This is a genomic window from Streptomyces sp. NRRL S-1813 (genome assembly GCF_000719605.1).
Lineage (GTDB): Bacteria > Actinomycetota > Actinomycetes > Streptomycetales > Streptomycetaceae > Streptomyces > Streptomyces decoyicus.
In genome coordinates this window covers 15,678-40,585 of sequence record NZ_JOHB01000013.1, presented here as the reverse complement: position 1 = coordinate 40,585, position 24,908 = coordinate 15,678, and the positions used below count along the sequence as shown (strand labels likewise).

The 24,908-nt window shown below is 69.9% G+C and carries 17 protein-coding genes and 5 pseudogenes; 9 read left to right on the top strand and 13 right to left on the bottom strand.

Going from position 1 to position 24,908, the window contains the following annotated elements; genetic code table 11:
• Positions 1-117 precede the first annotated feature (117 nt).
• Together IF67_RS39375 and IF67_RS0120190 are read left to right on the top strand one after the other, a co-directional pair.
• Positions 118-531 carry a BBE domain-containing protein gene (locus IF67_RS39375; RefSeq protein WP_234341197.1) on the top strand — a complete coding sequence of 138 codons (414 nt, stop codon included), beginning with the start codon at positions 118-120 and terminating at the stop codon, positions 529-531.
• Positions 532-598: 67 nt separating this feature from the next.
• Positions 599-1,558 (top strand): WD40 repeat domain-containing protein, encoded by a 960-nt coding sequence (locus IF67_RS0120190; RefSeq protein WP_158713120.1) that lies wholly within the window; start codon positions 599-601, stop codon positions 1,556-1,558.
• 69 nt (positions 1,559-1,627) lie between these two features.
• Here the strand turns inward: IF67_RS0120190 and IF67_RS0120185 are convergent, their stop codons facing one another.
• Positions 1,628-2,347, bottom strand: coding sequence for an N-acyl homoserine lactonase family protein (locus IF67_RS0120185; protein WP_030987571.1), 720 nt, complete (start codon positions 2,345-2,347; stop codon positions 1,628-1,630).
• Positions 2,348-2,881: 534 nt separating this feature from the next.
• Between IF67_RS0120185 and IF67_RS45040 the strand changes: the two genes are divergently transcribed.
• A complete protein-coding gene (locus IF67_RS45040) occupies positions 2,882-3,340 on the top strand; it encodes a hypothetical protein (protein ID WP_234341196.1) in 459 nt (152 codons plus the stop codon).
• 255 nt (positions 3,341-3,595) lie between these two features.
• Here IF67_RS45040 and IF67_RS45035 read toward each other — a convergent pair whose 3' ends face one another.
• Both IF67_RS45035 and IF67_RS0120170 read right to left on the bottom strand, forming a co-directional pair.
• On the bottom strand, positions 3,596-3,766 hold the full coding sequence (locus IF67_RS45035) for a hypothetical protein (protein ID WP_234341195.1): 171 nt from the start codon (positions 3,764-3,766) through the stop codon (positions 3,596-3,598).
• Between the two features lie 237 nt (positions 3,767-4,003).
• A complete protein-coding gene (locus IF67_RS0120170) occupies positions 4,004-5,521 on the bottom strand; it encodes an FAD-dependent monooxygenase (RefSeq protein WP_030987566.1) in 1,518 nt (505 codons plus the stop codon).
• A 493-nt stretch (positions 5,522-6,014) separates the two neighbouring features.
• Here IF67_RS0120170 and IF67_RS0120165 point away from each other — a divergent pair, with 493 nt between their 5' ends.
• The 4 genes from IF67_RS0120165 to IF67_RS0120150 all read left to right on the top strand — a co-directional run bounded on the left by IF67_RS0120165 (position 6,015) and on the right by IF67_RS0120150 (position 14,022).
• Complete coding sequence (locus IF67_RS0120165; RefSeq protein WP_030987565.1) at positions 6,015-6,575, top strand: GNAT family N-acetyltransferase; 561 nt, start codon at positions 6,015-6,017, stop codon at positions 6,573-6,575.
• A gap of 577 nt (positions 6,576-7,152) precedes the next feature.
• A complete protein-coding gene (locus IF67_RS0120160; RefSeq protein WP_051818343.1) occupies positions 7,153-9,180 on the top strand; it encodes an ATP-binding cassette domain-containing protein in 2,028 nt (675 codons plus the stop codon).
• Between the two features lie 362 nt (positions 9,181-9,542).
• Positions 9,543-10,769: a cytochrome P450 gene (locus tag IF67_RS0120155; RefSeq protein WP_030987562.1), complete on the top strand. Its 1,227-nt coding sequence runs from the start codon at positions 9,543-9,545 to the stop codon at positions 10,767-10,769.
• Between the two features lie 88 nt (positions 10,770-10,857).
• Positions 10,858-14,022, top strand: a complete 3,165-nt coding sequence (locus IF67_RS0120150; protein ID WP_030987560.1) for a BTAD domain-containing putative transcriptional regulator — start codon at positions 10,858-10,860, stop codon at positions 14,020-14,022.
• A 551-nt stretch (positions 14,023-14,573) separates the two neighbouring features.
• Here the strand turns inward: IF67_RS0120150 and IF67_RS46315 are convergent.
• The 3 genes and pseudogenes from IF67_RS46315 to IF67_RS44295 form a co-directional block, all read right to left on the bottom strand.
• Positions 14,574-15,395: a histidine kinase dimerization/phospho-acceptor domain-containing protein gene (locus IF67_RS46315; protein WP_420708697.1), complete on the bottom strand. Its 822-nt coding sequence runs from the start codon at positions 15,393-15,395 to the stop codon at positions 14,574-14,576.
• Positions 15,396-15,437: 42 nt separating this feature from the next.
• Positions 15,438-15,497: pseudogene (locus IF67_RS46310) on the bottom strand (hypothetical protein); the annotation flags it as partial.
• Between the two features lie 4 nt (positions 15,498-15,501).
• Positions 15,502-16,087 (bottom strand): annotated as a pseudogene (locus IF67_RS44295) (response regulator transcription factor); the annotation flags it as partial.
• Between the two features lie 351 nt (positions 16,088-16,438).
• On the opposite strand from IF67_RS44295, the gene IF67_RS0120135 reads away from it, so the two are divergent.
• Both IF67_RS0120135 and IF67_RS0120130 read left to right on the top strand, forming a co-directional pair.
• Positions 16,439-16,939, top strand: a complete 501-nt coding sequence (locus IF67_RS0120135) for an SRPBCC family protein (protein WP_030987554.1) — start codon at positions 16,439-16,441, stop codon at positions 16,937-16,939.
• Positions 16,940-17,123: 184 nt separating this feature from the next.
• Positions 17,124-17,588 carry a VOC family protein gene (locus tag IF67_RS0120130; protein ID WP_030987552.1) on the top strand — a complete coding sequence of 155 codons (465 nt, stop codon included), beginning with the start codon at positions 17,124-17,126 and terminating at the stop codon, positions 17,586-17,588.
• A 106-nt stretch (positions 17,589-17,694) separates the two neighbouring features.
• On the opposite strand, the gene IF67_RS0120125 is transcribed toward IF67_RS0120130, so the two are convergent.
• The 7 genes and pseudogenes from IF67_RS0120125 to IF67_RS0120085 form a co-directional block, all read right to left on the bottom strand.
• A complete protein-coding gene (locus IF67_RS0120125; protein ID WP_030987551.1) occupies positions 17,695-18,684 on the bottom strand; it encodes a glycine betaine ABC transporter substrate-binding protein in 990 nt (329 codons plus the stop codon).
• Positions 18,685-19,008: 324 nt separating this feature from the next.
• Positions 19,009-19,227 (bottom strand): annotated as a pseudogene (locus tag IF67_RS45025) (ATP-binding cassette domain-containing protein); the annotation flags it as partial.
• Positions 19,228-19,432: 205 nt separating this feature from the next.
• A pseudogene (locus IF67_RS39365) lies at positions 19,433-20,075 on the bottom strand (ABC transporter permease).
• Positions 20,072-20,296: pseudogene (locus tag IF67_RS39360) on the bottom strand (hypothetical protein); the annotation flags it as partial. The pseudogenes IF67_RS39360 and IF67_RS39365, both read right to left, overlap by 4 nt.
• Positions 20,297-20,763: 467 nt before the next feature.
• Positions 20,764-21,660 (bottom strand): SDR family oxidoreductase, encoded by an 897-nt coding sequence (locus tag IF67_RS0120095; protein WP_030987547.1) that lies wholly within the window; start codon positions 21,658-21,660, stop codon positions 20,764-20,766.
• A 560-nt stretch (positions 21,661-22,220) separates the two neighbouring features.
• Complete coding sequence (gene ggt, locus IF67_RS0120090; RefSeq protein WP_030987546.1) at positions 22,221-24,065, bottom strand: gamma-glutamyltransferase; 1,845 nt, start codon at positions 24,063-24,065, stop codon at positions 22,221-22,223.
• A gap of 399 nt (positions 24,066-24,464) precedes the next feature.
• Positions 24,465-24,896: a TIGR03668 family PPOX class F420-dependent oxidoreductase gene (locus IF67_RS0120085; RefSeq protein WP_030987545.1), complete on the bottom strand. Its 432-nt coding sequence runs from the start codon at positions 24,894-24,896 to the stop codon at positions 24,465-24,467.
• Between the last annotated feature and the right edge of the window lie 12 nt (positions 24,897-24,908).

Below are 24,908 nucleotides of genomic sequence, written 5' to 3'. Positions count from 1 at the left end.
GCCGCGCACACCCCTGACCTGCGACAGCCTCCCCCGTGCCCGGCGCGCTCGCGAAGCGAGGTTCCCCGCTGCAATGGCATGCGTTTCTTCTCCGGCAGACCCGACCGGGAGTCCTTCGTGGCATCGTCACGGGTCCTCAACTCCCCCGCTGCCGACCCGGCTGCCGTGAACACACGGCTCACCGGCCGCACAGGCATGGCTCTCATCCTTGACCCACTCGGTGGTGCGGTGGCCGACGTGGGCGCGCAGCAGACCGCTTTCCCGCACCGCAGTGCATTCGCCACGGCACAGATCTATGCGAGCGCTACGGCAGCATCCGAAGCCGAAGTGACGCACAGCGTCGCGGAAGTCGTGGCGGGGCTTGCCCACCAGGGCATCGGGGGCGGTTACGTGAACTACATAGACCCTGACCTCCCCGACTGGCCGACGGCCTACTACGGCCCGAATCTGGAGCGCCTGCGTTCCCTCGCGCACGACTACGACCCGGACCAGGTGTTCGGCTTCCCGCAAGCACCTACGCAGCAGACCTGAGCGCCGGTCGATCGCAGCTGGTTGCCGCAATCTCCGGTCGATCGGCACCAGTTGCTAGGATCTCCAGATGCTCGTGAGCGCAAGGATTCCCACTGATTCCGCGATCCACGACCTCTCCGTCGTCCACCACGCGGGGAGTTCCGTGATCGTCTGCGCGGACGAGCGGGGCGGGGTGTGGACGTGGTGTCCCTCGACCGGGGAATGGATGGCCCGGCCCCTCCCCTACGCACACGCCGGGGATCCGGTCATGGCAGAGTTCCCCGATGCCGAGAACAGCATCGACACGGTCGCCGCGCTCTCCGTGGACGGCAAGCTCCTTCTGGCAGCCGGCGGAGACGAACAGGAACCGGCTCTGTGGGACCTGGGGAGCGGTGAACTCCTGTGGCGGACACCGCTCAACGGCGCCTACCTCGCCGATGTGATCGCGCTCGACGGCGCGTTCGTCACCGCGCAGCAGTACTCCGAGGAGGTACGGCTCTGGTCGCCCGACGGCACGGACACGGTACTGGGCGAAGTGGGCGAGGTGTCCTGCCTCGGCGGGGCACGGATCGGTGACCGCTGTCTGATCCTGGCAGGCGGATCGGGAGCCGAAGTGTGGGACGCCGCGACCCTCACCACCATCGCCACCTTCGATCCGGACGAGGAGCGGGTGTGGGCCGTGACGGCCTGCGCGCTCCCCGACCGCACGGCGATCGTCGCGGGCACCGAGAAGGGCGACCTGTACGCCTGGGACCTTGATGCCGCACCGGACGAGCTGATGTATGAACCGGTTGCCACCTCGCAGGGGTCCCTGGAGGCGGTGGCGGTCATGACGGTCGACGGGCGGCCTCGGGTGGTGACTGCCGGCCAGGACTCGCTGCGACTGTGGGACGCTGCCGAGGGGGTCAAAGCCGGCCACGTCCTCACGCGCGGGCACGACATCACGGCGATGGAGTCGGCGGTCGTCGACGGCCGTCGGGCACTCGTCACCTCCGGGCGCGACGGCGTACTGCGGATCTGGGACGAGTCCGACCTGGCCGCCCGGTAGTCCCGCCACAGCTCGTGCAGATCGCGGTCTTCACGGACGGGTGGCCGTTTGCCGCCGGTGAGGGCTGTCTTATTCGTCCTCACGGTTGCTGTCTGCTGGTTCCCAGACCGAGCAGTCGTGGGCGAACAGCACACGTCGTGGGTCGAAGTCGGCGAGCCGCTCCAGCCAGTGCGGATAGGCAGGAAGCGGCGGCTGCGCGCCTTGGAGTGCGGCCTGTCGGGCCAGGTGGTCCGACGCGAACCGGGACGCGAAGTCGTGTGCCTGGCCGGCCAGGACCACGGTGCCGTCGCCTCGCCGGAGGACCAGCGACTGATGCCCTTGAGTGTGCCCAGGCGTCGGAATGATCCGGGCTCCCGGCCAGAGCTCGGTCTCACCGGTGAGTTCCTCGTAAACCGCTCCGGGGAAGTCGACAAGCTCATCGATGGTGTAGTTGCCGCGGCGGGCGGTGGCCAGCTCCACATCCTGGACCAGGATGGGCTTGCCGGCCAGTAGCGGGTTTCCTCCGCAGTGATCGAAGTGAAGGTGGCAGTTCACGACGACGGAGATGTCGGCCAGAGTGACTCCGGCTGCTGACAACGCGCCTTGCAGCGGGCGCCGTTGGGGGCGGTAGTGCGCTTCGGTCCCGGAGTCCGCGACGCCGATACCGGTGTCGAAGAGAAGCATCCCCTGGTCGTGCCGCACCAGGTAGGCGAGCACGGGCTCGACCCTCGGTTGCGGGCCGCCCGTCTCCGACGCCGGCCGGATGAAGTACCCCAGATCGAGCCGGCGCACCGTCATCTTCATCCCCATACGACCATCCTCGCAGCCCGTGACGTGCCGTCCAGATGCTCTGCGGATACTGCGCCGAGAGCGGAATCGCCCTTGCAGTGACTATGAGTTGGGCGTCGCGCAGGTCGCTGCTGGACGCCCAAGGCCGTGCGGATCTCAGCCGGTCACGTCCATGCGCTGCGTGCCGGGGACAGACAACAGCCGTAGGGCCATGTCGTGTGCACTCCGCCCAGGCGGAAGTGAACCGGTGGTAGGTAAAGTCCACCCCCGACATCAGTGATCATGCTCCACTACCTGGGGGACGGATTGAGCACCACGGTATGGCTCCATAACCCGAGCCGGAAAGCTGCGAGCCGGGAAGCACCGGAGGACGGGCGTGTCCGGCGGGAGATACGCCTCACCTCCCCCGCGTCCCAGGAGGACAGCGGCACAGAGGGGCCGACCCGTGCCTACCTCGAACGTGATCTCCCGGCCGGCGGTCACGACGCCTACTGTGCCGCCCGTAAGGAAGGCGCCCGCGCTTTTCTGCTGTGGAGCGACGCATATCGTCGGCAGTTGCTGGCTCGTGTCGTGACCAAGTCCGCCGCGAAGGGCGAGGCGCGCGTTTTCGAGGTGCTCGGCGCCGCCGGTGAATCGCTGGCACTCATCTCGCGCACCCCTGCGATGCACGGCGGTCGGGGCCGGTCACGCTGGACCGTCGAACAAGCCGGCCGACCGGCGGTTGCCGGTGCCAAGGGCCACCTCTTCTGGTGGTGCGTATGGTGGCTGCTGCTCCCGCTGTGGCTGGCCATCGCGGTGGGCAGCATCGTGGGGGGCGGTGACATCGCCCGAATGCCCCGCACCATCCGCTGGAAGTCATCCGGCGAGGACGTTCTGGTCTGGAGCTCCGATGGCAACGACTTCGCCCTGACCGTCCTGGCCGACTGGTGGGACCCGCGCGTGACCGCCTCTCTCGCCGCTTTGGTCAACAGCCACGACGGGTGGCTCGGCAAGCCCTGGGACGAGGGCAAGTAGGCGCGCCAGCGTCGTTGGGCGCGTTGGGCGCGATTCCGGTTCGCTTCCCAATGCTTCGCCTCCCTGTCCTTTCGCTTCCGTGCCGGCAACCGCCCCGGCCACCAACTGAACGCCAAGGAAGGGCAGTCGGCCCTCGGAACATCCATCGCCGCACATGCCCTCGACGACCCCTCGGACGCGTCGACGCATCCCGGGTGCTGTTGGTCACGGTGGCCGGGGGGCATTGCCGGTGTGGCTGGTGATCGCCAGGGCCGGTCACGCGACCAGGCGCAGCCAGGCCGCCGCGAGTGCGGCGTGACCGGCCGGCGTCGGGTGTACGCCGTCCGCGGCCCAGCACTCCGGCCGCCCGGCCGTCGCGGCGAGCTCGCCGAACATGCCGTCGGCGGCGAGCAGATGCGCGCCGTACTTGCGGGCGAGCTTGCGCACGGCCTGGATCTTCGGATCCAGGCCGGTGCGCCATTCCTCTCGCTCCTTCTCTCCGATGAGCGCGACACCGGCACCGGCCTCGACGACGCCGTCGATCGGCAGGAGGAACGGCTCGATGAGGATCAGCTCCGTGCCCGCCTCGGCGAGGGGCGCGAGCAGGCGCCCCGCGCGCCCTTTTGGCGCCGGAAGGAAAGAAGAGGGAACGGAGCAGCCGCTAAGGAGAACGAGGTAGCTGCTTCAGATTTCCGGGCCACCGAACCAATGGCCGGCGGCCCGCTCGAACGCTTCACGATCAGGGGTGCGATCGCCTGCCCAGGCGACTACACCGTCGGGGCGGACAAGCACGGCACCCAATCCGAGGTCGTTTTTCGCCGGACCGGCCGCATACCGCATCCGACTCTCCCAGCCCATCGCTGAATCGCGCAGGCATTGGCCGGTGCTGAAATCGAGCGCGACGCCACGTCCGTCCCGCATCAGGTCGCCGAGGCGAGTGCCGTTTTCGAGGTGAAGGTCCGGGGCGCTGCGGCCGACCAGTGGATGCTCACTGCCGAGGTCGTAACGGATCGACGCTCCCGACAGCCTCTCGAACATGTAGGTCGTTCCGTCACGGGTCCCGATCAGGTCGCGAACCACCGCTTGGATCGCCTGGCCATGCGGGCCCGGCCGCATGACCGCCACCTGGGCGCGCGTCCAGTCGAGCACCGCGGCGCCGATCGGATGGCGCTCGCGGGTGTAGGTGTCGAGCAGCCCGTCCGGCGCATACCCGTGCACGGTCGCCGCGAGCTTCCAACCCAGGTTCATGGCATCGCCGATGCCGGTGTTGAGTCCCTGCCCGCCGAGGGGCGAGTGGATGTGAGCGGCGTCGCCCGCGAGCAGGACGCGTCCCCGCCGGTAGGTCGTCGTCTGCATCGCCCGATCGGTGAAGGTCGAGGCGAGATGCACGTCGCTCAGCGTCACGTCGGTGCCGGATACACGGCGCAGAACTGCCTGGAGATGGTCGCGAGTCGGCTGCTGCGAGCGTTCGAACGCACCGCCGTCGAAGTCCATCATGCCGATGTGCCCTTCCGAGGGCTGGAGATAGATGCCCGTCGGCGTCAGGTTGATCCCGGAGCGCAGCTCCTCGGAATCGGCCACCGTGACGTGCATGGAGTAGCCGGTCAACTGCGCCTCGGTGCCGACGAATTCGAAGCCCGCGAGTCCACGCACCGCACTGCGTCCGCCATCGCAGCCGACGACCCAGCGCGCCGCGTACTCGTGCTCGCCGGCTCGCACGACCGCGCTCTCCTCGTTCTGGGCGATGGCTGAGACCGTGACACCGTGCCTGATTTCCACGCCGAGCTGGGATGCCTGCCCGGACAGCAGCGTCTCGACCGATTCGAGGTGGGTCAGCAAGACCTCCATCGCCGGGCTGGGAAGCCGGTACGGCAGGGCGGCGACGTCGACCAGGGCCGGATCGAGCACCATGCCGGCGAAATGGCCCACGCCACGAAGGGCCGACGGCTCGTGCGCGTCGTGATCCGCGCCGGGATCGTCGTGGACGCCCGATGCCGTCAGCAGCTGGTGCAGCATCCCGCGGCGGTAGAACGCTTCGACCGACGCGACGGACAGGCCCCGCATCCCGAGCGGCTTCGCCTTGAACGGGGAGTGCGGCTCCGGGTCCCGCTCAAGCACCAGGACAGAGCAGCCCGCGAGGCCGAGCTCGCAGGCAAGGAACAGACCAACCGGGCCGGCGCCCACGATCACTACGTCATGCACGAGAAATTCCCTTCCCCAACCCACAGCCGGATGGACACCCGGCCGGACCTCTCTCAAGGTGCCGGACCCCACCGATATCGGGCCGACAGCCCCCGATATGCCGCCGACACCAGGGCTCCGCCGCTCGATCACCCCTGATCAAGCGCCGATCAGCCAGGAGGGGGCTTCACAGGTCTCAACCCCAGGGAGTGGGACATCGGCTGGCAGCTGGACGCACCGACGGCCCTGACGCGGGGTGGTGACACCGCGCAGGCATCAGACTGCCGAAGCCGTCCGGCCTGCCGAGGGGAACCGGCGCCGACATGCCGCGGCCGCGGCAGGGTGCGAGCCGGGCAAGCGGCCCGGACAAGCTGCCGGCATGACTCCCCGAACGCCGGGGTGCCATGTCGTCGCACACCCCGGAGTGCCACGCCGTCGCACACGCCCGTGACACACCGCCCATGGGAAGATCCCTTCGCGCCATGTGCACTGGTGCCGACCGTGGAAGGTGACGATGTACGCGATATCCCTGGGCGACGACGGTGCTGAGCTCCGCCCGCTCGAACCGTGGCAGGCCGAGGAGTTCCTGGCCCATGTGGACCGGGGGCGGGAGTTCATCGGGCAGCACAACGCGCTGCCCGACGTGGTCACGGACCTGACGTCGAGCCGTGCGTTCCTCCAGGCGTACGCGGAGAAGGCGGCAGCCGACGCCGGGCGGCTCCACGGCATCTGGACGGACGGCAAGCTGGTCGGGGCGGTGCTCTTCCGGAGAATGGACGTCGAGCAGGGCATCGCCGAGGCGGGCTGCTGGCTGGAGCCGTCGGCAGTGGGCAAGGGGCTGGTGACCCGGGCGGTACGCGTGATCATCGATTGGGCCGTCGAGGAGCGGGGCATCCACCGCGTGGAGTGGTGGGTATCGGCAGCGAACGGACCCAGCATCGCCGTGGCCCGGCGGCTCGGGATGACGAAGGACGGCGTGCTGCGGGAGAGCTACCCGTACCGGGGGAAGCGGCACGACGAGGAGATCTGGTCGGTGCTCGCTCCGGAGTGGCGGGCGGGCGAGCAGGCTTCCTGAGGGCCTGCGTGGTCCAGCCCCGCTCGGTTCGTCACGGGGCTCCCGCCTGACCGTCCAGTGGGGGGGGTGCGCACCCCCAGTAAACGGTTGACCGCCGTCGGCCCTTCTCTGCCTCCGTCGTTCATGGCTCTTTCGACTTGCTGGATGCCCGGCTGCTCCGTGACGACTCCCGTACCCCTGGGCGGCAGCCGTGAGTTGATCCGCCTCCGGCGCTCCTTGAATCCGCCCCGCCAGACCGCCGCAATACCCCGAAAGAGCGACCCGCGCTGTTCGAGTGCCCGCAGGTGCACACAGACCAACTGCCCTGCGCGCTCCGCCGGCAACTGGAACATGCGTTCATCATCTGCCCCCGAAGTACCCGTTACGGGGCGCGATCCGGGCCAGTTCTTAGAGCACCTGTACTCATCGCTCCTCCCGGAGGAAACGTGATTCCCTTAGGCGCTCCTGAGCATGGCCCTGCCGCGTTCGAACATCACCCGGTCTCCCTCTGTCTGCCCCCGTGCTCCTCGGGGCATGTGGTTGACGCTTCCGTGCCGGGCACTCGCGGCTCCGCACGACCGGTTACGGGGTGGTGGGCATGAGCAGGAAGACCGCGTCGGCCGACACCCCCGGCCCGCGAAAACGGGTGCCCGCACCCCGCCGTGCATCCCTCGCTCTGCCGCCGGCGGCTGTGCCCGCAGGCCCGGCGAGTGACGACATCACCGAGGAGCTCGAAGAGGCGTACTGGTCGATCTACGACGGCGCCGCGGCCAAGGCGACGGTCGGACAGCTCCTCGCCCGGCTCCCCCGCATCGTGCGCCAGATCGGCCAGTTGGCGTGGCAGGCCGACCGGCCGGCCACCGTGGCCGTCGTGGTGCTCCAGTTGGTGTCCGCGGCGATGTCCGCCTTCGGTCTGGCAGCGTCCGTGGCCGTCCTCCACCAGCTGTTCGCCCAGGGGCCGACCCCGGACAAGGTCCGCTCCGCCGTCCCGCAGATCCTGCTCGTGGTGGCCTTCCTCTCCGCCCGGGCCCTGCTCGAAGCCGGGGTCGCCGTCGCGCAGGCCCGTGTCACTCCCAAGATCCGCACCGCGCTGGAGAACGACTTCCTCCAGCTGACCGCACACGTCCGCCTGGAGGTGGTCGACGACTCCGACTGGCACGACGACGCCTACCGGGCCAATGACCGCGGGCTGTTCTACGCGCGGCAGATCGTCGGCCAAGTCGTCGCCATGGCCTCCGCCTTCCTGGGGCTGATCGGCACGGCAGGCGTCCTGACCGTCCTGCATCCCCTGCTGCTCCCCCTGCTCCCGCTGTCCGTCCTTCCGGTGGGAGCGGCGGCCGTGCGCACCGCGCGGGCCCGCTTCCACAGCTTCAAACGGTGGAATGCCCTACAGCGCCGGGTGCGGGTCTTCTCCTGGCTCCTGCTGGACCGCGACTCGGCCGCCGAACTGCGCGCGGACACCGCTCAACGGGCCCTGCTCGACGAACATCACCGCCTCACGACGCGCATCGCCGAGGAGGACACCCGCCTGGGGGTGAGTGCCGCTCTGCTGACCCTGGCCGGGCGTGGCCTGGGAGGGGTCGGGGCCGGAATCACCTACACCGCGCTGGGGGCCATGATGATCGCCGGGTGGCTGCCGCTGGCGGCCGGCGCGGGCGCGGTGATCGCCATCCAGGTCAGCCAGACCTCCCTGACCCGGTTCGTCGATGTCGCCCACCTGGTCTACGAGCACGCGATGTGGGTGACCGACCTCCTGGACTTTCAGGAGCGATGCCGCACCCTTCAGCCCCGCCGACGCAAGCGGACGGCACCCGAATCCGTAAAAACGGTCAGCCTCCAGAACGTCAGCTACACCTACCCCGAAAAGGAGACCCCGGCGCTCAAGGACATCTCCATGACCCTGCGTGCCGGGGAGACCGTCGCCTTCGTCGGCCTCAACGGGTCCGGCAAGAGCACGTGTTCGCGGCTGATCGCCGGCCTGTACGACCCGCAGGAGGGGGCTGTCCTCTGGGACGGGGTGGATACCGCGGACCTGGATACCGAGTCCCTCCAGAGGCGGGTTGCCACCGTGCTCCAGGACCCGGTGCATTTCCCCTTCAGCGCACTGGCGAACCTCACGGTCTCCCGTGGCACGCTCACCGAGGCGGACCCCCAGCGGGCGCTGGACGCCGCGCGGGCCTCCGGCGCCGAAGAGGTCATCGCAGGGCTGCCCGGCACCTGGCAGGCGCTGTTGTCCAAGCGGTTCCGCGGCGGCCAGGAGCTGTCGGCCGGCCAGTGGGCGAAAGTCGCCGTGGCCCGAGGCCTGTACAAGAACGCCCCCGTGCTGCTGCTGGACGAACCGACCGCGAGCATGGACCCGCGCGCCGAACACGACGTCTACCGGGCCGTGCTGCGCGACAAGCTCCGCGACGACCAGATCACCGTGCTGATCTCCCACCGCCTGGCCAGCGTCGTCGAATGCGACCGCATCTACGTATTCGACGACGGGCACATCACCGAATCGGGTTCCCACCAGGAACTCATGGCTCTCGGGGGCGACTACGCCCAGATGTTCACCCTCCAGGCAGCCGGCTACCAAGCCGCGCCCGCGGCCCCCGGATCCGAAGCCGGGGCGGTGCACGAGTGAACGAGGAAGCCTCACCGCTCGACACGGCCCTGCCGCAAGAACACCAGCAGGCGAACGCGGCGTAGCCCTTGTCGGCGATCAGCACGTCGGGCGGTGATCAGCACCTCGGGCGGTGATCACGCCACCGGCCACCACGAACAGGACCCGGTGGCGGCAGAGACGAAAGCGCCTGCCACGCAACATCGGTTTCCTCGCCCCGACGCGCCACTCCACCGACATCAACCCTCCACAGACACCGCCGCCCACAGGACACGCTCTGACACCGGCCATGTCTCCGGTATGGCCGGTGTCAGAGCCGTGACAGTCGTATGTCAGGTCCGTCGGCGATGGTGGCCGCAACAACCGCCACGAAAGGTACTCCGATGAGTCGAACGGTTCCCATCCCGCAGGGCCTCCCCATGGAGCGCGACGCAGGCCCCTTCGCCCCGCCGCGCGACATCTCCCGGCTGCGCGAGGCTCGCCCGGTCAGTCCCATGGTCTTCCCCGACGGTCACGAGGGCTGGATCGTCACCGGCTACGACGCGGTCCGCCGGCTCATGGCCGACACCCGGTTCAGCTCCCGCCAGGACATCGGCATTCTCCACGTGCCGTACGAGACCCCCGGCATGCCCGCCCCCACCGAACCGTCCCCGCAGATTCCGGGCGTGTTCATCGCCATGGACCCGCCGGACCACACCCGGCTGCGGCGCAGGCTCACCGGCGCCTTCACCGTCAAACGCATGAAGCAGCTCGAAGAGCACATCAGCGACATCGCCGAGCGGCAACTGGACGAACTGGCGCGCCTTGCCCCACCGGTCGACCTGGTCAAGGAGTTCGCGCTGCCGGTGCCCTCACTGGTGATCTGCGCACTGCTCGGAGTCCCCTACGCGGACCGGGAGACCTTCCAGGTCAACTCCGCCAAGTTCTTGGAAAAGGACGTGTCGCTCGAGCAGAAGATGGCCGCGTACACCGGCCTGACCACGTACCTTTCCGAACTGGTCACGCGCAAGCGCGCCGCCCCCGGCGAAGACATACTGTCCGACCTGGCACGCCAGGACGACCTCACCATCGAGGAGCTGACCGGCGCCGCCTTCCTCCTGCTGCTCGCGGGCCACGAGACCACCGCCAACATGCTGGCACTGGGCACCTTCGCGCTCTTGGAGCACCCCGAGCAGCTGGCCGAACTGCGCGCCAACCCCGACCTGATGCCCGGCGCCGTCGAGGAACTCCTGCGCTATCTGTCCATTGCCGACATCTTCTATCGCTACGCCACGGAGGACATCGAACTCGGCGGCGAAATAATCAACAAGGGATCGACCGTCGTTGTCTCGCTGCTGGCCGCCAACCACGACCCCCAGCGCTTCGACAGCCCCGACACCCTGGACATCCACCGCACGGCCCGCGGTCACCTGTCCTTCGGCCACGGCATCCACCAATGCCTCGGACAGCAACTGGCCCGCATCGAGATGCGCGCCGGTTTCGAGAGACTGCTGCGTCGCTTCCCGACCCTCAAGCTCGCCATCCCCGCCGCCGAGGTGAAACTCAAGACCGACATGAACATCTACGGCGTCCACGCACTGCCGGTCACCTGGACGGAAACGGCCCGGTAAAACCGCCGGCCGGGCGCGCCGCCACGACAACTTCCCGCAGTGGGTCAACAATTGGGTGCCAGCCACCCGCCCATGACAAAATCAGCGGGTGCAGATCGGGATGCTGGGTCCGTTCGAGGTACGCACGGACGACGGCGGCTCGGCCGACGTGCCGGGCGCGCGGCTGCGCGGACTGCTGATCGCCCTCGCGCTCAAACCGGGCCACGTGGTCCCGAAGGCGTCGCTCATCGACTGGATCTGGGGGGAGCAGCTGCCCGCCGATGCGACGAACGCCCTCCAGCGCTTGGTTTCCCGGCTGCGGAAAGCACTGCCGGACGGGGTGGTCGAGAGCCGGACGGACGGCTACCGGTTGACGGTGCAGCCCGACGCCGTCGACGCCGTACGGTTCGAACGCCTCGTCATCGCGGGCCAGACCCGCACCGAAGACGCTTCCCGGCGGGTGCGGCTGCTGCGCGAGGCCCTGGAGCTGTGGCGCGGTGCGGCCATGCAGGACATCGGTCTGGCGGACAGCGCCGCGTTCGACGCCGCGGTCGACCGGCTCGCAGGGTTGCGCCTGACCGCCACGGAGGAGCGGTTCGACGCGGAGGTCACCCTCGGGCGCGGTGCGGATCTGGTCCCGGAGCTGACCGAGCTGGTGGCCGCGCACCCGCTGCGGGAACGGCTCGTCGCCGCGCTGATACGCGCCCTCGCCGCGGCCGGTCGCGACAGCGAGGCACTGTTGGTGTACGAGCGCGCGAGGGAGGCCCTGGCCGATGCGCTGGGCGTCGGCCCCTCGCCGGAGCTGGCCGCGTTGCACGTCGCGCTGCTGCGGGGCGAGCTGGGGCGCGGCCTGCGGCAAAGGGAAGCGAGCCGCAGGACCAACCTGCGCGCCGAGCTGGCCACCTTCGTCGGCAGGGGCGCCGATGTCGCCGCGGTCCGGGAGCTCCTCGCCGAGCACCGGCTCACCACCGTGATCGGGCCGGGCGGCGCGGGGAAGACCCGGCTGGCCACGGAGACGGCGCGCACGCTGCTCGGCGACCTGCCGGACGGGGCCTGGCTGGTGGAGCTCGCCGCGATCGGCGCGGACGGCGACGTGGCGCAGTCGACGCTCACCGGGCTCGGCCTCCGGGACGCCCTGCTCGGCGGGGCCCCGAACGCGGAGCTGACGGACCGACTCATCGCCGCGATCCGCGAGCGGGAGGCGCTGCTGATCCTGGACAACTGCGAGCACGTGATCGAGTCCGCGGCGGTGTTCGCCCACCGGGTGCTCGGGGAGTGCCGACGGCTGCGGATCCTGGCGACGAGCCGGGAACCGCTCGGCATCACCGGGGAGGCGCTGTGGCCGCTCGAGCCGCTGGCCCTGCCGGAGGGGGACGCGGGCCCGGGTGAGATGGAGTCCTCACCCGCCGTCCAGCTGCTGCGGGACCGCGCCGGGGCGGTGCGCCGGGATCTCGTGGCCGACGCCCCCACGCTGGCGACGATGGTGCGCGTCTGCCGGGCGCTGGACGGGATGCCGCTGGCGATCGAACTGGCCGCGGCCCGGTTGCGCACCATGTCCATCGACCAGCTCGCAGGCCGGCTCGACGACCGGTTCCGCCTGCTGACCAGCGGCAGCCGGACCGCGCTGCCACGGCACAAGACGCTGCGCGCGGCGGTCGACTGGAGCTGGGAGCTGCTCACCGACGCCGAGCGGAGGGCCCTGCGCAGGCTGTCGGTGTTCTCCGGCGGGGCGAGCCTGGAAGCGGCCGAACGGGTCTGCGCGGGCGGCACGGTCGAGCAGGAGCAGGTGCTGGAGCTGCTCACCGCGCTGACCGAGAAGTCGCTGCTGCTGGCCGAGGAGGGCCGTGCCCCGCGCTACCGCATGATCGGCACGATCAAGGAGTATGCCGGGCACCGGCTCGCGGAGGCGGGGGAATCGGAGCAGGCACGCCACGCACACCTGGCCTACTTCACCGAGCTCACCGAGACCGCGGAGCCACACCTGCGCCGCGCCGAGCAACTGGTCTGGCTGGCCAGGCTCGAGGCCGAGCACGACAACATCGGTACGGCGATGCGCGGCGCGCTCGCTGCGGGCGAGGCGCAGGCGGCCATGCGGCTCGCGGCGGGGGCGGGCTGGTACTGGTGGCTCGGGGGACACAAGACCGAGGGCATGGAGCTGATCACCGCGGCCACCAGGACGCCGGGCGAGGTGACCGACGAGGACCGGGCCACGGTGTACGCCCTGGGCTCGATGTTCGTGACCTCGGGGCTGGGTGACGAACACCTGGCCGCGGAGTGGATCCACCAGGCGTACCGGTTCGGCCGGCGCAGTCGGCACAGCCGGCGCCGCCACCCGGCGATGGGGCTCGTCGCCCCGCTGGAACGCATGCTTCAGGCGCCCGACGCGTTCCTGCCCGCATGGGACCCGCTGCTCGACGACGAGGACCCCTGGGTGCGCGCGCTGGCCCGGCTGCACCTGGGCAAGATGCGGATCGTGCTCGGCCATGACGGGCGGGACGCGGATGCCTGCCTGGAGAAGGCGCTCGCCGAATTCCGGTCGCTCGGCGAGCGGTTCGGGATCTCGTTCGCCCTGACCGAGCTGGCGGACCGGATCGCCGTGCGCGGGGATTTCGCCGGTGCGTGCGAGCACTATGAGGAGGCGATCGCGGTCGTCACCGAGGTCGGTGCCACCGAGGACGTCCTGCGCATGCGGTCGCGACAGGCGCAGCTGTACTGGCTGCTGGGCGACAAGGATGCCGGTGCGGCCGCCCTCGCCGAGGCACAACGGTGCGCGGAGCGGGTCACCTGGCCGGGCGCGCTGGCCTTCCTGGCCCTCTCGAAGGCGGAACTCGCCCGGTGGGACGGCAACGCCGGGGAGGCGCACAAGCAACTCGGCGTCGTGACGGCCGTGCTGGGCGACGAAGCGGAGCAGGCGAGCCTCCGCGCGGTGACGCACGACCTGCTCGGCTACCTCGCCGACGACCCCGGCGAGGCCCGGGCGCACCGCGCGGCGGCCTGCGAGGCGGCGTCCGAGGCAGGACACGCGCCGCTGATCGCGCGGGTGCTCGTCGGGGTCGCGGACCTGGCGGTGCGCCGCGACGCGCACGAGCAGGCCGTGCGGCTGCTCGCGGCGAGTACGGTCGTGCGCGGGCTGCCGGACCGCTCCCACCCGGATGCGGCGCGGATCGAGCAGACCGCGCGGCGCCGCCTCGGCGACGTGCGGTTCGCCGAGTCAACTCGGGAGGGAATGCGGACCAGTTGGTCCCAGCTGGTCGAGGTCACGCTCGCTCCTTGAACGTGAAGGCAGCCGCCCACGCATCGCCAATGACTTGAGGCGTGTCTCCCGCCACACCACCACTGCAACGGTCTCGTGATCAACAAGGCCCATCAAGAGCCCTCGGGGCGTCGGCGCGTTGAGCCGGGTGACGTCCACTGAGTGTGCGCCGAGCTCTGGCAGCGGTATGAGTACCCACAGTGCGGCCGCGGCGAGCGTGCCGGCGGTGAGGACGACGAGCCCGGTCCGGCCGGTGGCCCATCGGGCACGGAAGCGGATGGGGTCCTCGACCGCCGTCTTGGACACCACGGCGGCCGCGAGGGAGAGGGTGCATGCCGACGACGTAACCACCGGCAGGAGCGCCCCGGGCGGGGTGTCATACCTTCATCACACACCGGGAGAACCGCTGTCACGCAGCGGTGGCAGCCGGGTCATGTGCCGTGCCGGCCGGCCGGCCGGCCGGCCTGCGTCTGCGAGCCGCCGGGCGCCTATGACCGACGGGCTCCTACGGCTGCCGTGCGCCTACGGCGCCGCCGAGCACTCCGCCTGCCGGAGCGTGTGTACTGCTCGCGTCACGGGCGCTTCGCCGCGGCCGGGTACGCGTTCCCGACGGAGTCGCAGCGCACGTCCCAGGTACCGTCGGTCTGACTGTCGATCTGCCTGCCGGTCTGACTCTCGTGGACGCGCACCAGAACTTTGGTCTGATCCCGGTCGCGGGCTTTCGCCGCGGTGCAGACCAGCTGGCTGACGGCCGCATGATCCAGGCGGTCCACGGTGGTGGGCAGACGCAGGTGCACGACGCCGTTCCGGCCGGCTTCGGCGGTGACCCGGACCTTCATGGCCGGCACCAAGGTGGTCAGACCGCGTTTGCGCTCCGCTGGCGAGGGGCCCTTCAGGAGCAGATCGATGGCTTCCTGGGGGCCGATCGACGAGGTGAAGGTGCGTGCCGCGTAGCGCAGACCGGTCGGGCCGACGAAGAGCAGCCGCGCGTCGTGTGTGCGTGTCCCGGGCTGGAGTGCGCCGCTTGCGGGCGCACCGGCAGTCGTGGGGGCGGTCGGTGAGATACCGCAGCCGGCGAGCAGCAGTGCGGGCAAAAACATCACATCGACCTCGTCGAGGTGGAGGGCGGACGCCCCCGCGTCGAAGCGGGAAACTTCCATCAAGTCCGCTACCACGCGGGTGAGTTTGCGGGTTTTGTCGCTGATCAGCTGCACGGCTTCGGCGGTTTCCGCGTCGAGCCGGCCGGAGACGGCGTCCTCGTCGAGGACTTCGGTGACGGCGCTCATCGCGCCGAGCGGGGTGCGCAGTTCGTGAGAGACGTCGGCGGCGAAGCGGCGCGCGCCTGCTTCCAGGCGCCGCAGTTCGCCGTGGTCCCGTTCCAGGGCGGCCGCCATGGTGTTGAACGTCCGGCTGAGGTCGTCGAGTTCGTCGTGTCCGGTGGCGTCCAGGCGGGTGTCCAGTGCCCCGTGGGTGATGCGTTCGGCGGCGGTGCGCAATTGCCGTGTGCTCCCAGACCTGCCCGAGCAGCTGCTGGCGGCTGAAGACCCGGCCGGGGCGAGCTGAGGAACAGCAGGAGCTTGAGCTCGGACGGGGCGAAGACAAGCTCGGTGCCGTTCTTGAAGACCAGCAGTCCGCCGCGGTCCATGGTGAGAGCGCCGTGCGTCTCGTACTGCGCCGCGGGGCCCGCACCGTCTGCCGGGGTGTCCGCCTGCGCCTGCTGGGAGGGCGTCACACGGCGCAGCACAGCCCGCATCCGGGCCTCCAGCACCTCGCCGCTGGCCGGTTTGACGACGTAGTCATCCGCTCCGGCCTCCAGGCCGACCACCATGTCGATGTCGTCACCGCGCGCGGAGAGGATGATGATCGGGATCTGCCGCGCCTCCCGGATACGGCGGCACACTTCGAGGCCACTCATGCCCGGCAGCATCAGATCGAGCAGGACCAGCTCGGGCCGGTACCGTTCGAGCGCGAGCAGCCCGGTCTCCCCGCTCGCAGCGGCCTCGATGTCGTGGCCGCGCCGACGAAGCGCGAGGGCGACCCCCTTCTGTACCGCGGGATCGTCCTCGATCAGCAGAATTCTTGTCATGGCGTGCTTGTCATCTCCGGCCGGCGAGCTGAGCGAAAGAATCGGGCATGAACCACACCAAAGGGCATGTTCGGGTCGCTCATGGCCATATTGACCGGACCGTGTGACGTGAGGTTCCCCGTTCAGTGACGATTCGATGGCGGCGCAGCTTGCCCGGCGCGGACGGGTTCCGGCCGGTGGGCGGGTGGGGCCGTGGAGCGTCGCCCCCGGACGGGCGGTGGCCATCGAGGGCAGGATTCGCAGGCGGATGCGGCAGGTGGATGGATTCGGCAGGTGATCGACAAGCCCGGCCCGCGACCAGAGCAACGGTCCGGTGATCGGAAGACATTGCCCGGTGGCTACGCTGAGCTCATGCCGAACTTCGAGGTCGTGACACCCGTGGCCGCGCCCCCGGACCAGGTGTTCGCGGTGTGCCTGGATGTGCAGGCGCATACCCGCTCGATGGCCTCTTCCTCGGAGCGAGCAGTCGACGGCAGGACCCGGGGCGAGCTGTCGCTCGGTGACACCGTGACGTTCCAGGCTCGCCATTTCGGCCTGACCTGGCGGCTCAAGGCCCGCATCACCTCGTACGACCGGCCCCGCCGCTTCGTGGACGAGCAGGAGTCCGGGCCTTTCAAGCGATGGCATCACGCCCACCACTTCGAGCCGGACGGCGCCGGTGGCACCGTGATGAGAGACGTCATCGACTTCGCTTCACCGCTGGGGCCCCTCGGACGTGCCGTCGACCGCATCCTCCTCAGCCGGTACATGCCCCACCTCATCAGAAGCCGCAACGCCTACCTGGCCGGCACCTTCGGAGATCGACGAGCGGGAACGGTAGCGGGAGCGGCTGACGACGAAGCTGGATCATGAGCCGGACCTGGTCGCGGACCGAGCACACCACAAGGGCAAGTAACTGGTGAAGTCCGTGCCACAGCTGACCGGCACCCCGCCCGGGGCTCGCCGACCGCACTCGATCACTGCACACCTCTGAACCACTCGGCCGCGTGCGAGCGGCGACCCCCGGTGTCAGTGGCGTGGGCTATAAGTGGTGAACATGACCTCAACGCCTCTGCACTGGAAACTCGTCGTCGACGCACACGACCCGCACGCCCAAGCCGACTTCTGGGGGGCCGCACTCGGCTACGAGGTCGAGGACCACAGTGCCCTCATCGGCAAGCTCCTTGACCTCGGCACCATCCCGCCCGAGATCCTCGTCGATCACCACGACCGGCGCGCCTGGCGGGACGCAGCGGCGGTACGCCACCCCGACGACCCGTACGACGCGGAGAGCGGCACGGGGCTGGGACGTCGGCTGCTCTTCAATCGCGTCCCGCCGACGGAGAAGAAGGCGACCAAGAATCGCCTGCACATCGACCTGCACGGCCCCGCGGGCGGGCGGGACACAGAGGTTGAGCGCCTCCGCGCCCTCGGCGCCCGGGTCCAGAGCCACGTCAGGGAACCGGGCGGCGAGTGGGTGGTCATGACGGACCCGGAGGGCAACGAGTTCTGCGTGCACTAGGGCGCGTCGTTCGGATCATGGTGTCCCGGCCCTCCGGACGGCAGCGTCTACGCGAGCGGCAGGGCGCTCTCCTCCTGCCCGTCGGACACTCGCACGAATCCGTCTGTCAGCCTTCCCGGATGAAGCCCTCCCGCACCAGCCAGTCCTTCGCCACCTCGTGCGGGTCCTCCCCGTCCACGTCCACCCGCGCGTTCAGCCGCTGGGCCTCCGCCCCCGTCAGCCGCTTGGTGACCGGGGTGAGGAGGTTGGCGATGGCGGGGTACTTCCTCATTGTGGCGCTGTTCATCTCGGGTGCCGCGTTGTAGTTGGGGAAGAAGTGCCGGTCGTCCTCCAGCACCTTCAGCTTGAGTTCGGGAATGCGGCCGTCGGTGGTGGCTGCCACCCCGAGGGCGCAGGCCGCGCCCTCGGCGACCTGGGTGTAGACCACGCCGTCGTCCATCTTTTTGAAGTTCCCGCGCCGGAGGGCGAATCCGTACGTCTTCGCCACGCCCGGCAGGCCGTCCTCGCGCACCGAGAACTCGCTTCCGCCGCAGATCGTCGCCGCGCCCGGGTCCTTCTTCGTCAGACGTGCCACGTCGGAGAGTGTGCGCAGCCGGTACTTCTGCGCATTCGCCTGGTTCGCGACCAGCGCGTAGGTGTTGTTGAGCGGGGCGGCGGACAGCCAGGTGATGCCGTTGCGGCGGTCCTCCTCACGTACGGCCTCCCACTGCTCGTACGGGTCGACGACCCGCTTGGTGTGACCGAGGTAGGTGATCCAGGCCGTGCCGGTGTACTCGTACATCCCGTCCGCCGCACCGGACTTGACCGCCTCGCGGGCACCGATCGAGCCCTGGATGTTCGTCCGGTCCAGGACTTCCGCACCGGCCGCTTTGAAGACCAGCCCCATGATCTGGCCCAGAATGATCTGCTCGGTGAACTCCTTTGAGGTTACGGTCAGTTGGGCGCCCTCCAGCGGTCGCCCCTTCCCGATGGAGCCGGGCTGCACCGAGTCGGCCAGCGGGCTGCCGCTGGTCAGTCCGCAGCCGCTCAGCCCTGCGGCGGCGAGCAGCAGGGCGCCCGCGCCCGCGACGGCCGTCCGTACCTGAGCCAGGCGCATCAGTCCGCCTCCAGGCCGCGTGGGCGTAGCAGCAACTCGACGAGCGCCCCCAGCCAGTCCATGATCAGCGCCATGTCGACCGTCAGTACGGAGCCGAGCACCAGCACCGGCATGCGCTGGTTGGTGATGCCGGAGGAGACCAGGTCCCCGAGTCCTCCTCCTACGCCGAAGGTGGCCGGCCAGGGGCAGTTCGACCCGGAACAGCATCAGCAGCGGCGACATCCCGGTGCCGCGCGCCGTCTCCACGAGTGCTGGGTCGGTGGCCCTCGGGCCGGCCACGGTGTTGCTCATCTCCTCGACCCGGTCCCGCACGTTCGCGCGGGACCGGCCGGCCATCTTCGGTACGAGCCCGATGTTCTCGGTGACGGTCATGTGCGGGAAGAGACCCGTGGCCTGGATGGCGTAGCCGATGGTGCGGCGGAGCGCCACGGGGTTGATGCCGGTGACGTCCTCGCCGCCGATGGTGATCTGCCCCGAGGTCGGCTCGATCAGCCGGTTGATCATCTTGAGGGTGGTGCTCTTGCCGCAGCCCGAGGGCCCCACAAGGCTCACGGTTTCGCCGGCCGCTTCGTCCCGGGGCACGTCCTCCACGGCCGGGGCTTGGCTGTCCGGATAGCGCTTGGTGAGGTTGTCCAGCCGGATACTCGCGCTGGCGGCGGCCGGCCGGCCGGGCCCGGCGGATCGGGCGGATCCGCCGGGGCCCGCGGCGCCGGACGTCGGGGAGGTCGGTTCGACGATTTCGGCAGAGTCAGCCACGGATCCCCCGTGAGATGGTGAGCCGTCCGATCAGCACGTACCCGGCGTCGAACGGCAGGGCTGGGACGACGATTCCGAGCGTCCCCGACAGTACTTCGTTGAGCGTGTTCGCACTGCCCAGGCTGGAGATCCCGCGGGAGATCTGGTTGCCAAGCCCGGGCCCTGAGGCAAAGGCCGCGATCGCCGCGATGCCCATCAGCATCTGGGTCGACACCCGGAGACGGGTGAGGATTGGCGGCCGGGCGAGGGGCAGTTCGACCCTGAGCAGCTGGGCGAACGTGACATCCCTATGCCCTTGGCGGCCTCGACGAGGGCCGGGCCGACTCCGCGCAACCCGACGGCGTTACGGACCACCGGCAGCAGTCCGTACAACGTCAGCGCGATGACGGCCGGCGCGACGCCGGGGCCGACGACCGGGACGAGCAGGCCGAGGAGAGCCAGGGAGAGGAGGTGAGGATGCTTGCGGTCATGGTGATCGCGAGGTTTCCCGCCCCCTCGGTGCGGTAGGTGAGGACGCCGATCAAGACCCCGAGCACCGTGGCGACGACCATGCACGGGAAGACGGCGCCGGCGTGCTGATAGGCACCCACCAGCAGCTGCTGGCAGCGGGTGCCCAGGTACTCCCAGAAGGTCACTTCTCGGTCCCTCCCTCAAGGCCGGTCCTCCAGCGGTCAGCGGTCCATACGGCGGCCTGCCGCGACGCCTGGCGCACCAGTGGAGTGATCCGGAGCGGCACCGGATTCTCCAACGTGATCGCCGTCGAGGCCCGCACAATGCCATCGAATCCCACCATCCGCTCGATCACGCGCTGCAAGTCGGCATTCGAGCGTGCCACCAAACGGCACAGCATGTCACCACCCCGCCGGCGGCGAGGAGTACTTGGGCCGCGCCCGACGGGAGCCGCATCACCGGCTTCGGCGTCGCCGGCACGCGGGGGCGTACGGACGGCTCCGGACCGAGCCGCGGTGGTGGGGTGTCAGTGCCCGAGGGGGAATGGGTGCAGGAGGTCCTGGCCCTCGGGGCCGGAGCCCGACTTGACGGCCACGAACGCCGCGCCGTGAGTCGTTGCCTTCCGTCGTGTGGTGGTCGCCATAACCGGGCCGCCCGCCGTACGGGATGCCACCGGGGCGGCGCGGGTGCAACGTCCGGGGCGCCCTGCGGTGGTGGCGGGGCGAGGGCCTGTGCGGGTGGTATGTGGAGAGGCTGGTGCAGTGGTGGGGCGTGGGCACGCCACAGACACCACGAGGCGCGGACGCGTTCGGTTAAAGCCGTGTAGTTCCTTGACGGCTGACGGCTGACCGACGATCCGCACACCACACCGTGTCAGGTGTTCCGGCGGGTGCGTGGCGTGCCGGCCACCTGGTCCGCGCGGCCGCCGGCACCGAGGAGGCCCGTCTGTTCGAAGCCGGCCTTTTCGGCCAGCCGTGGCAACTCGCGCCGGGAGATCCAAGTGACCAGCGGCGGCAGCAAGGGGCGGACCGGCTGTGCGAGGCGCAGCCATGAAGGCATGTAGACAGCGGAGGCGCGGCGTTCGATCGCTGCGACCATGCGTGCGGCGACCGTCTCGACGGGATGGACCCGTCTGGCCGGTGACGGCATGTGGGCGCGTAGCTCCCGGAGTACGCCGTACTGGTCCGCGTCGCGGACCATGTCGGTATCGGTCCAGTTCAGGTAGGCGATGCCGACCCCGATCCCTTGGTGGGCGAGTTCGGCACGAAGACACTGGGCGAAGGACTCCGCGCCGGCTTTGGAGGCGCAATACGCGCTCATCATGGGCGCCGGCCCGAACGCGGCCGTCGAGGCGATTTGCAGGAAGTATCCGCGCGTGGCCAGCAGGCCGGGCAGGAAAGTCCGGGCGGTGATGGCGCTGCCGATGAGGTTCACCTCGATGACCCGCCGCCAGGTGGCCGGATCCGAGCTGCCGAAGGGGCCACCCTCGGCCACCCCGGCGTTGGCGACGACCACCGACGGCCGGCCGATGCGTTCGTGGATCTGCGCGGACACACGGTCCATCGCCTCGTCATGGGTGACGTCGACCTCGAAACAGTGCGTTTCGACGGGCAGCGAGTCCGCCACCCGCGCGAGCGCTTCCTCCTCCCGCCCCAGGAGAATGACCCGTGCACCGCGGCGCGCAAGTTCCCGCACCATGCCCGCGCCGAGACCACGCGCGGCGCCCGTCACGACCGCGAGACGGCCCGTCAGAGGAGTCTTGTTCCGCACGTCATGCTCCGAGTCAGGAGGGATAGCGGGAAGGCCGGAGGTTGCCTGCCTTCGGCCCGTTCGAGAGCGGGGCAGACATGTGATCACCATAGACACGGCCCGGCGTGGGCGGGCGGCATGGCAGGCAGATGGCTGACGTCCTACCTACCGGCATCCGGATGACGGAACGCTCTGGCAGTCAGGTACCGGCACCGGCGTGCGCGGCGTGCGCGGCGTGCGCCGTTGGGGTGGCGCGGGGGTGTCGGTCCGCCAGTAGTGGCGCCGACGCCGACCGGTACCGCTCCCCCATCGTCCTCGGCGCCTTCAGCCCGCCGGTCGATCCGTACCCACAGGGCGTTCCAGTTGACGTTGCAGCAGTAGATGTTCCCGTCCCGTTCCGACCGCGTGAGCGGGGCGCCAGGGTCGGTTCACACAGGCCTGCCCACGCTATACCGCGGCGGAAGGCCGGAAGCCGACCGGCGGCCGACCGGATTGCCTCCGCCGTACTGAGAGAAATTCCAGAACCCGACGCGGTCCCCTCCGGGTGATGCCCGGAGGGGACCGCTCGGAGGGGACCGGCTTCAGCGGGATTCGTGGAGCACCATGGCCGAACCGCCGCCACGGCGCCTGGGTTCGGCCACCGCCGTGACCTTGCCGTGCGTCAGGAACTCCAGGGCGGCCACCGCCCCGATCTCCGGTGACGGAGTGAAGGCCTTCGGGGCCAGGACGAACCTGTGGCCCATGCCTTCCAGCGTCTTGCGTTCGGGGGAGCTGAGGAACGCCGGTTCGGCTTCGGTCGCCGTCTGGTTCCGCTGCGAGAGGCGCGGTGCGGCGACTGCCGCAGGCAGCGACATGCCGAGGTCCAGACGGTTGACCAGAGTCTGCAACACCGTCGTGATGATCGTGGCACCGCCCGGCGAACCGACAGCGATCATCGGCTTGCCGTCCCGCAGGACGATCGTCGGCGACATGCTGCTGCGCGGACGCTTGCCGGGTCCCGGGAGGTTCGGATCCGGTGTCCCCTTGGTGATCGGAGCGAAGTCGAAGTCGGTGAGTTCGTTGTTGAGGAGGAATCCGCGGCCGGGGACGGTGATGGCCGAGCCACCGGTCTGCTCGATCGTCAGGGTGTAGGAGACGACGTTGCCCCAGCGGTCCGAGGCCACCAGATGGGTGGTCGAGGGCCCTTCGTGCGGTTGCTTGTTGCCGGTCTTCCGGTCACAGCCCGAGCCCGGGTGGCGCGGGTCGGCGGGGGCCAGCGGGCTGGTCAGCGCCTTGTCGGAACGGATCAGGCAGGCCCGGTCCTTGGCGAACTCCTTGGAGAGCAGCTGCTTGGTGGGCACATCCGAGAATGCCGGGTCGCCCACCCAGCGGTTGCGGTCGGCGAAGGAGATCCGGCTGGCCTCCAGGTAGTGGTGAAGGGCCTGGCTCTTGTCGGCCTTCGAGAGACGGAAGTTGTCCAGGATGTTCAGCGCCTCGCCCACCGTGGTGCCGCCGGCCGACGACGGACCCATGGAGTAGACGTCCAGTCCGTGGTACTTGGTACGGGTCGGTTCCCTGCGTTCGACCTGGTAGTCGGCGAGGTCGGCCGCCTTCATGAGACCGGGGCGGGCCTTGTGCCGGGAGTCGGGAGCCATCGGCGGCTTCTGGACGGTCCGCACCACATCGCGTCCGACGGCACCGCGGTAGAGGGCGTCGACGCCCTCACGGGCGAGCTGCCGATAGGTCCGGGCGAGGTCGGGATTGCGGAAGCGCGAGCCGACCACCGGGAGTTTGCCCTGGGGCAGGAAGAGGTCGGTGGTGGACTTGAAGTCGCGGAACCGCTTCTCGTTCATGGCCGTCTGGGCCCGGAACTCGTCGTTGACCACGAAGCCGTCGTCGGCGATCCGGGTGGCCGGGCGCAGGGCCTTCGCCAGGGAGATCGTGCCCCAGTCCTTGAGGGCCTTGTTCCACGTCGCCGGGGTGCCGGGCACACCGACCGACAGGCCCGAGTTGATCACGTCCTCGGTGGGGAGGGGCTTGCCGGTCGAACGGTCGAGGAAGGAGTCCGAGCGCATGCTGCGCGGGGCGGTCTCCCGGCCGTCGAGGGTGCGCACCTTCTTGGCCTTGGCGTCGTAGAAGACCATGTAGCCGCCACCCCCCACGCCTGCGGAGTAGGGCTCGACCACGCCGAGCGCGGAGGCGGTTGCCACGGCCGCGTCCACCGCGTTGCCTCCCTTGCGCAGCACCTCGAGCCCCGCCCGGGAGGCGTACGGGTTGACGCTGGAGACCGCGCCGCCGCTGCCGGTGGCCACGGCCTTCTTGGCGGGCGGCCGCTCCTTGGCGTCGGTGGCCGACGCGGCGCCGTTGACCTGGCAGGAGGTGGTGAGCAGGGAAAGACTGAGCGCAGCCGCTGACACGGCGACGACAGCGGCACGACGGACAGCCATATGGCCTCCACGATTTCACTGTGATGCGGGCGAGAGGAATTCCCGAAACCCTGGCACCGCTCGTACAGAGGATCAACGCTGAGCTGCAAGGTTTGCGCGAGATCTGAGGTTTCCCGCCAGTAACCCGTCCGGATGCCGAAGGCCGAAAGCGGTTCTCCGGGCACAGCGGTGCCCTTGCTCGCCATGGCACCGCCCTCAACGAACGGCCACGCTTCGCCGGGGGACATCGACTCCATCGAGCGCCCCCGAAGACAACAGTCCCCGGCTGGACGGGGGAGACCAGCCGGGGACTACAAGGCGTGTGCCCCGCGTGCCTCAGCCGAAACACAGAAATTCCGTCGAGTTCGCGCCCACGGATAATTGGGTGCACGACGAGCCCGCACGCCACCAGGGCAGTCTTCAGGTGGCATGCCACCCTGACCACCGAGCCACCGCGATTTCCACCACGGGCCCTTCCGGTGGGCGGTCCGCGTACTGCTGCGGGTACTTCCGCGCCAGCAGGCCCGCATACCGCGCCGACACGGCCGACCCCTCGGCCGGCGGCAGCACAACGGCCGTGCCATCCGCCCGCGCCCACCACAAACGGTCCCAGTCCTCGTCGTAGTCGTCCACGAGCAGGCAGACCTCAGGATGGACGCGGATGTTGGCCAGCCGTTTCAGATGGACCGACCGCTTCGGCTTGTGGTCCACGGCGAAGACCACGGTGTCACCGGTGAGGGCGAAGACCGCGGGGACCAGGTGCGGGCGGCCGGAGGCGTCCACGGTGGCGAGTCGGGCGATCCGGGCCCGGACGAAGTGCTCCCGGGCCCGGCCGCTCGTCATCCTCGGCACTGCGGCACCCGA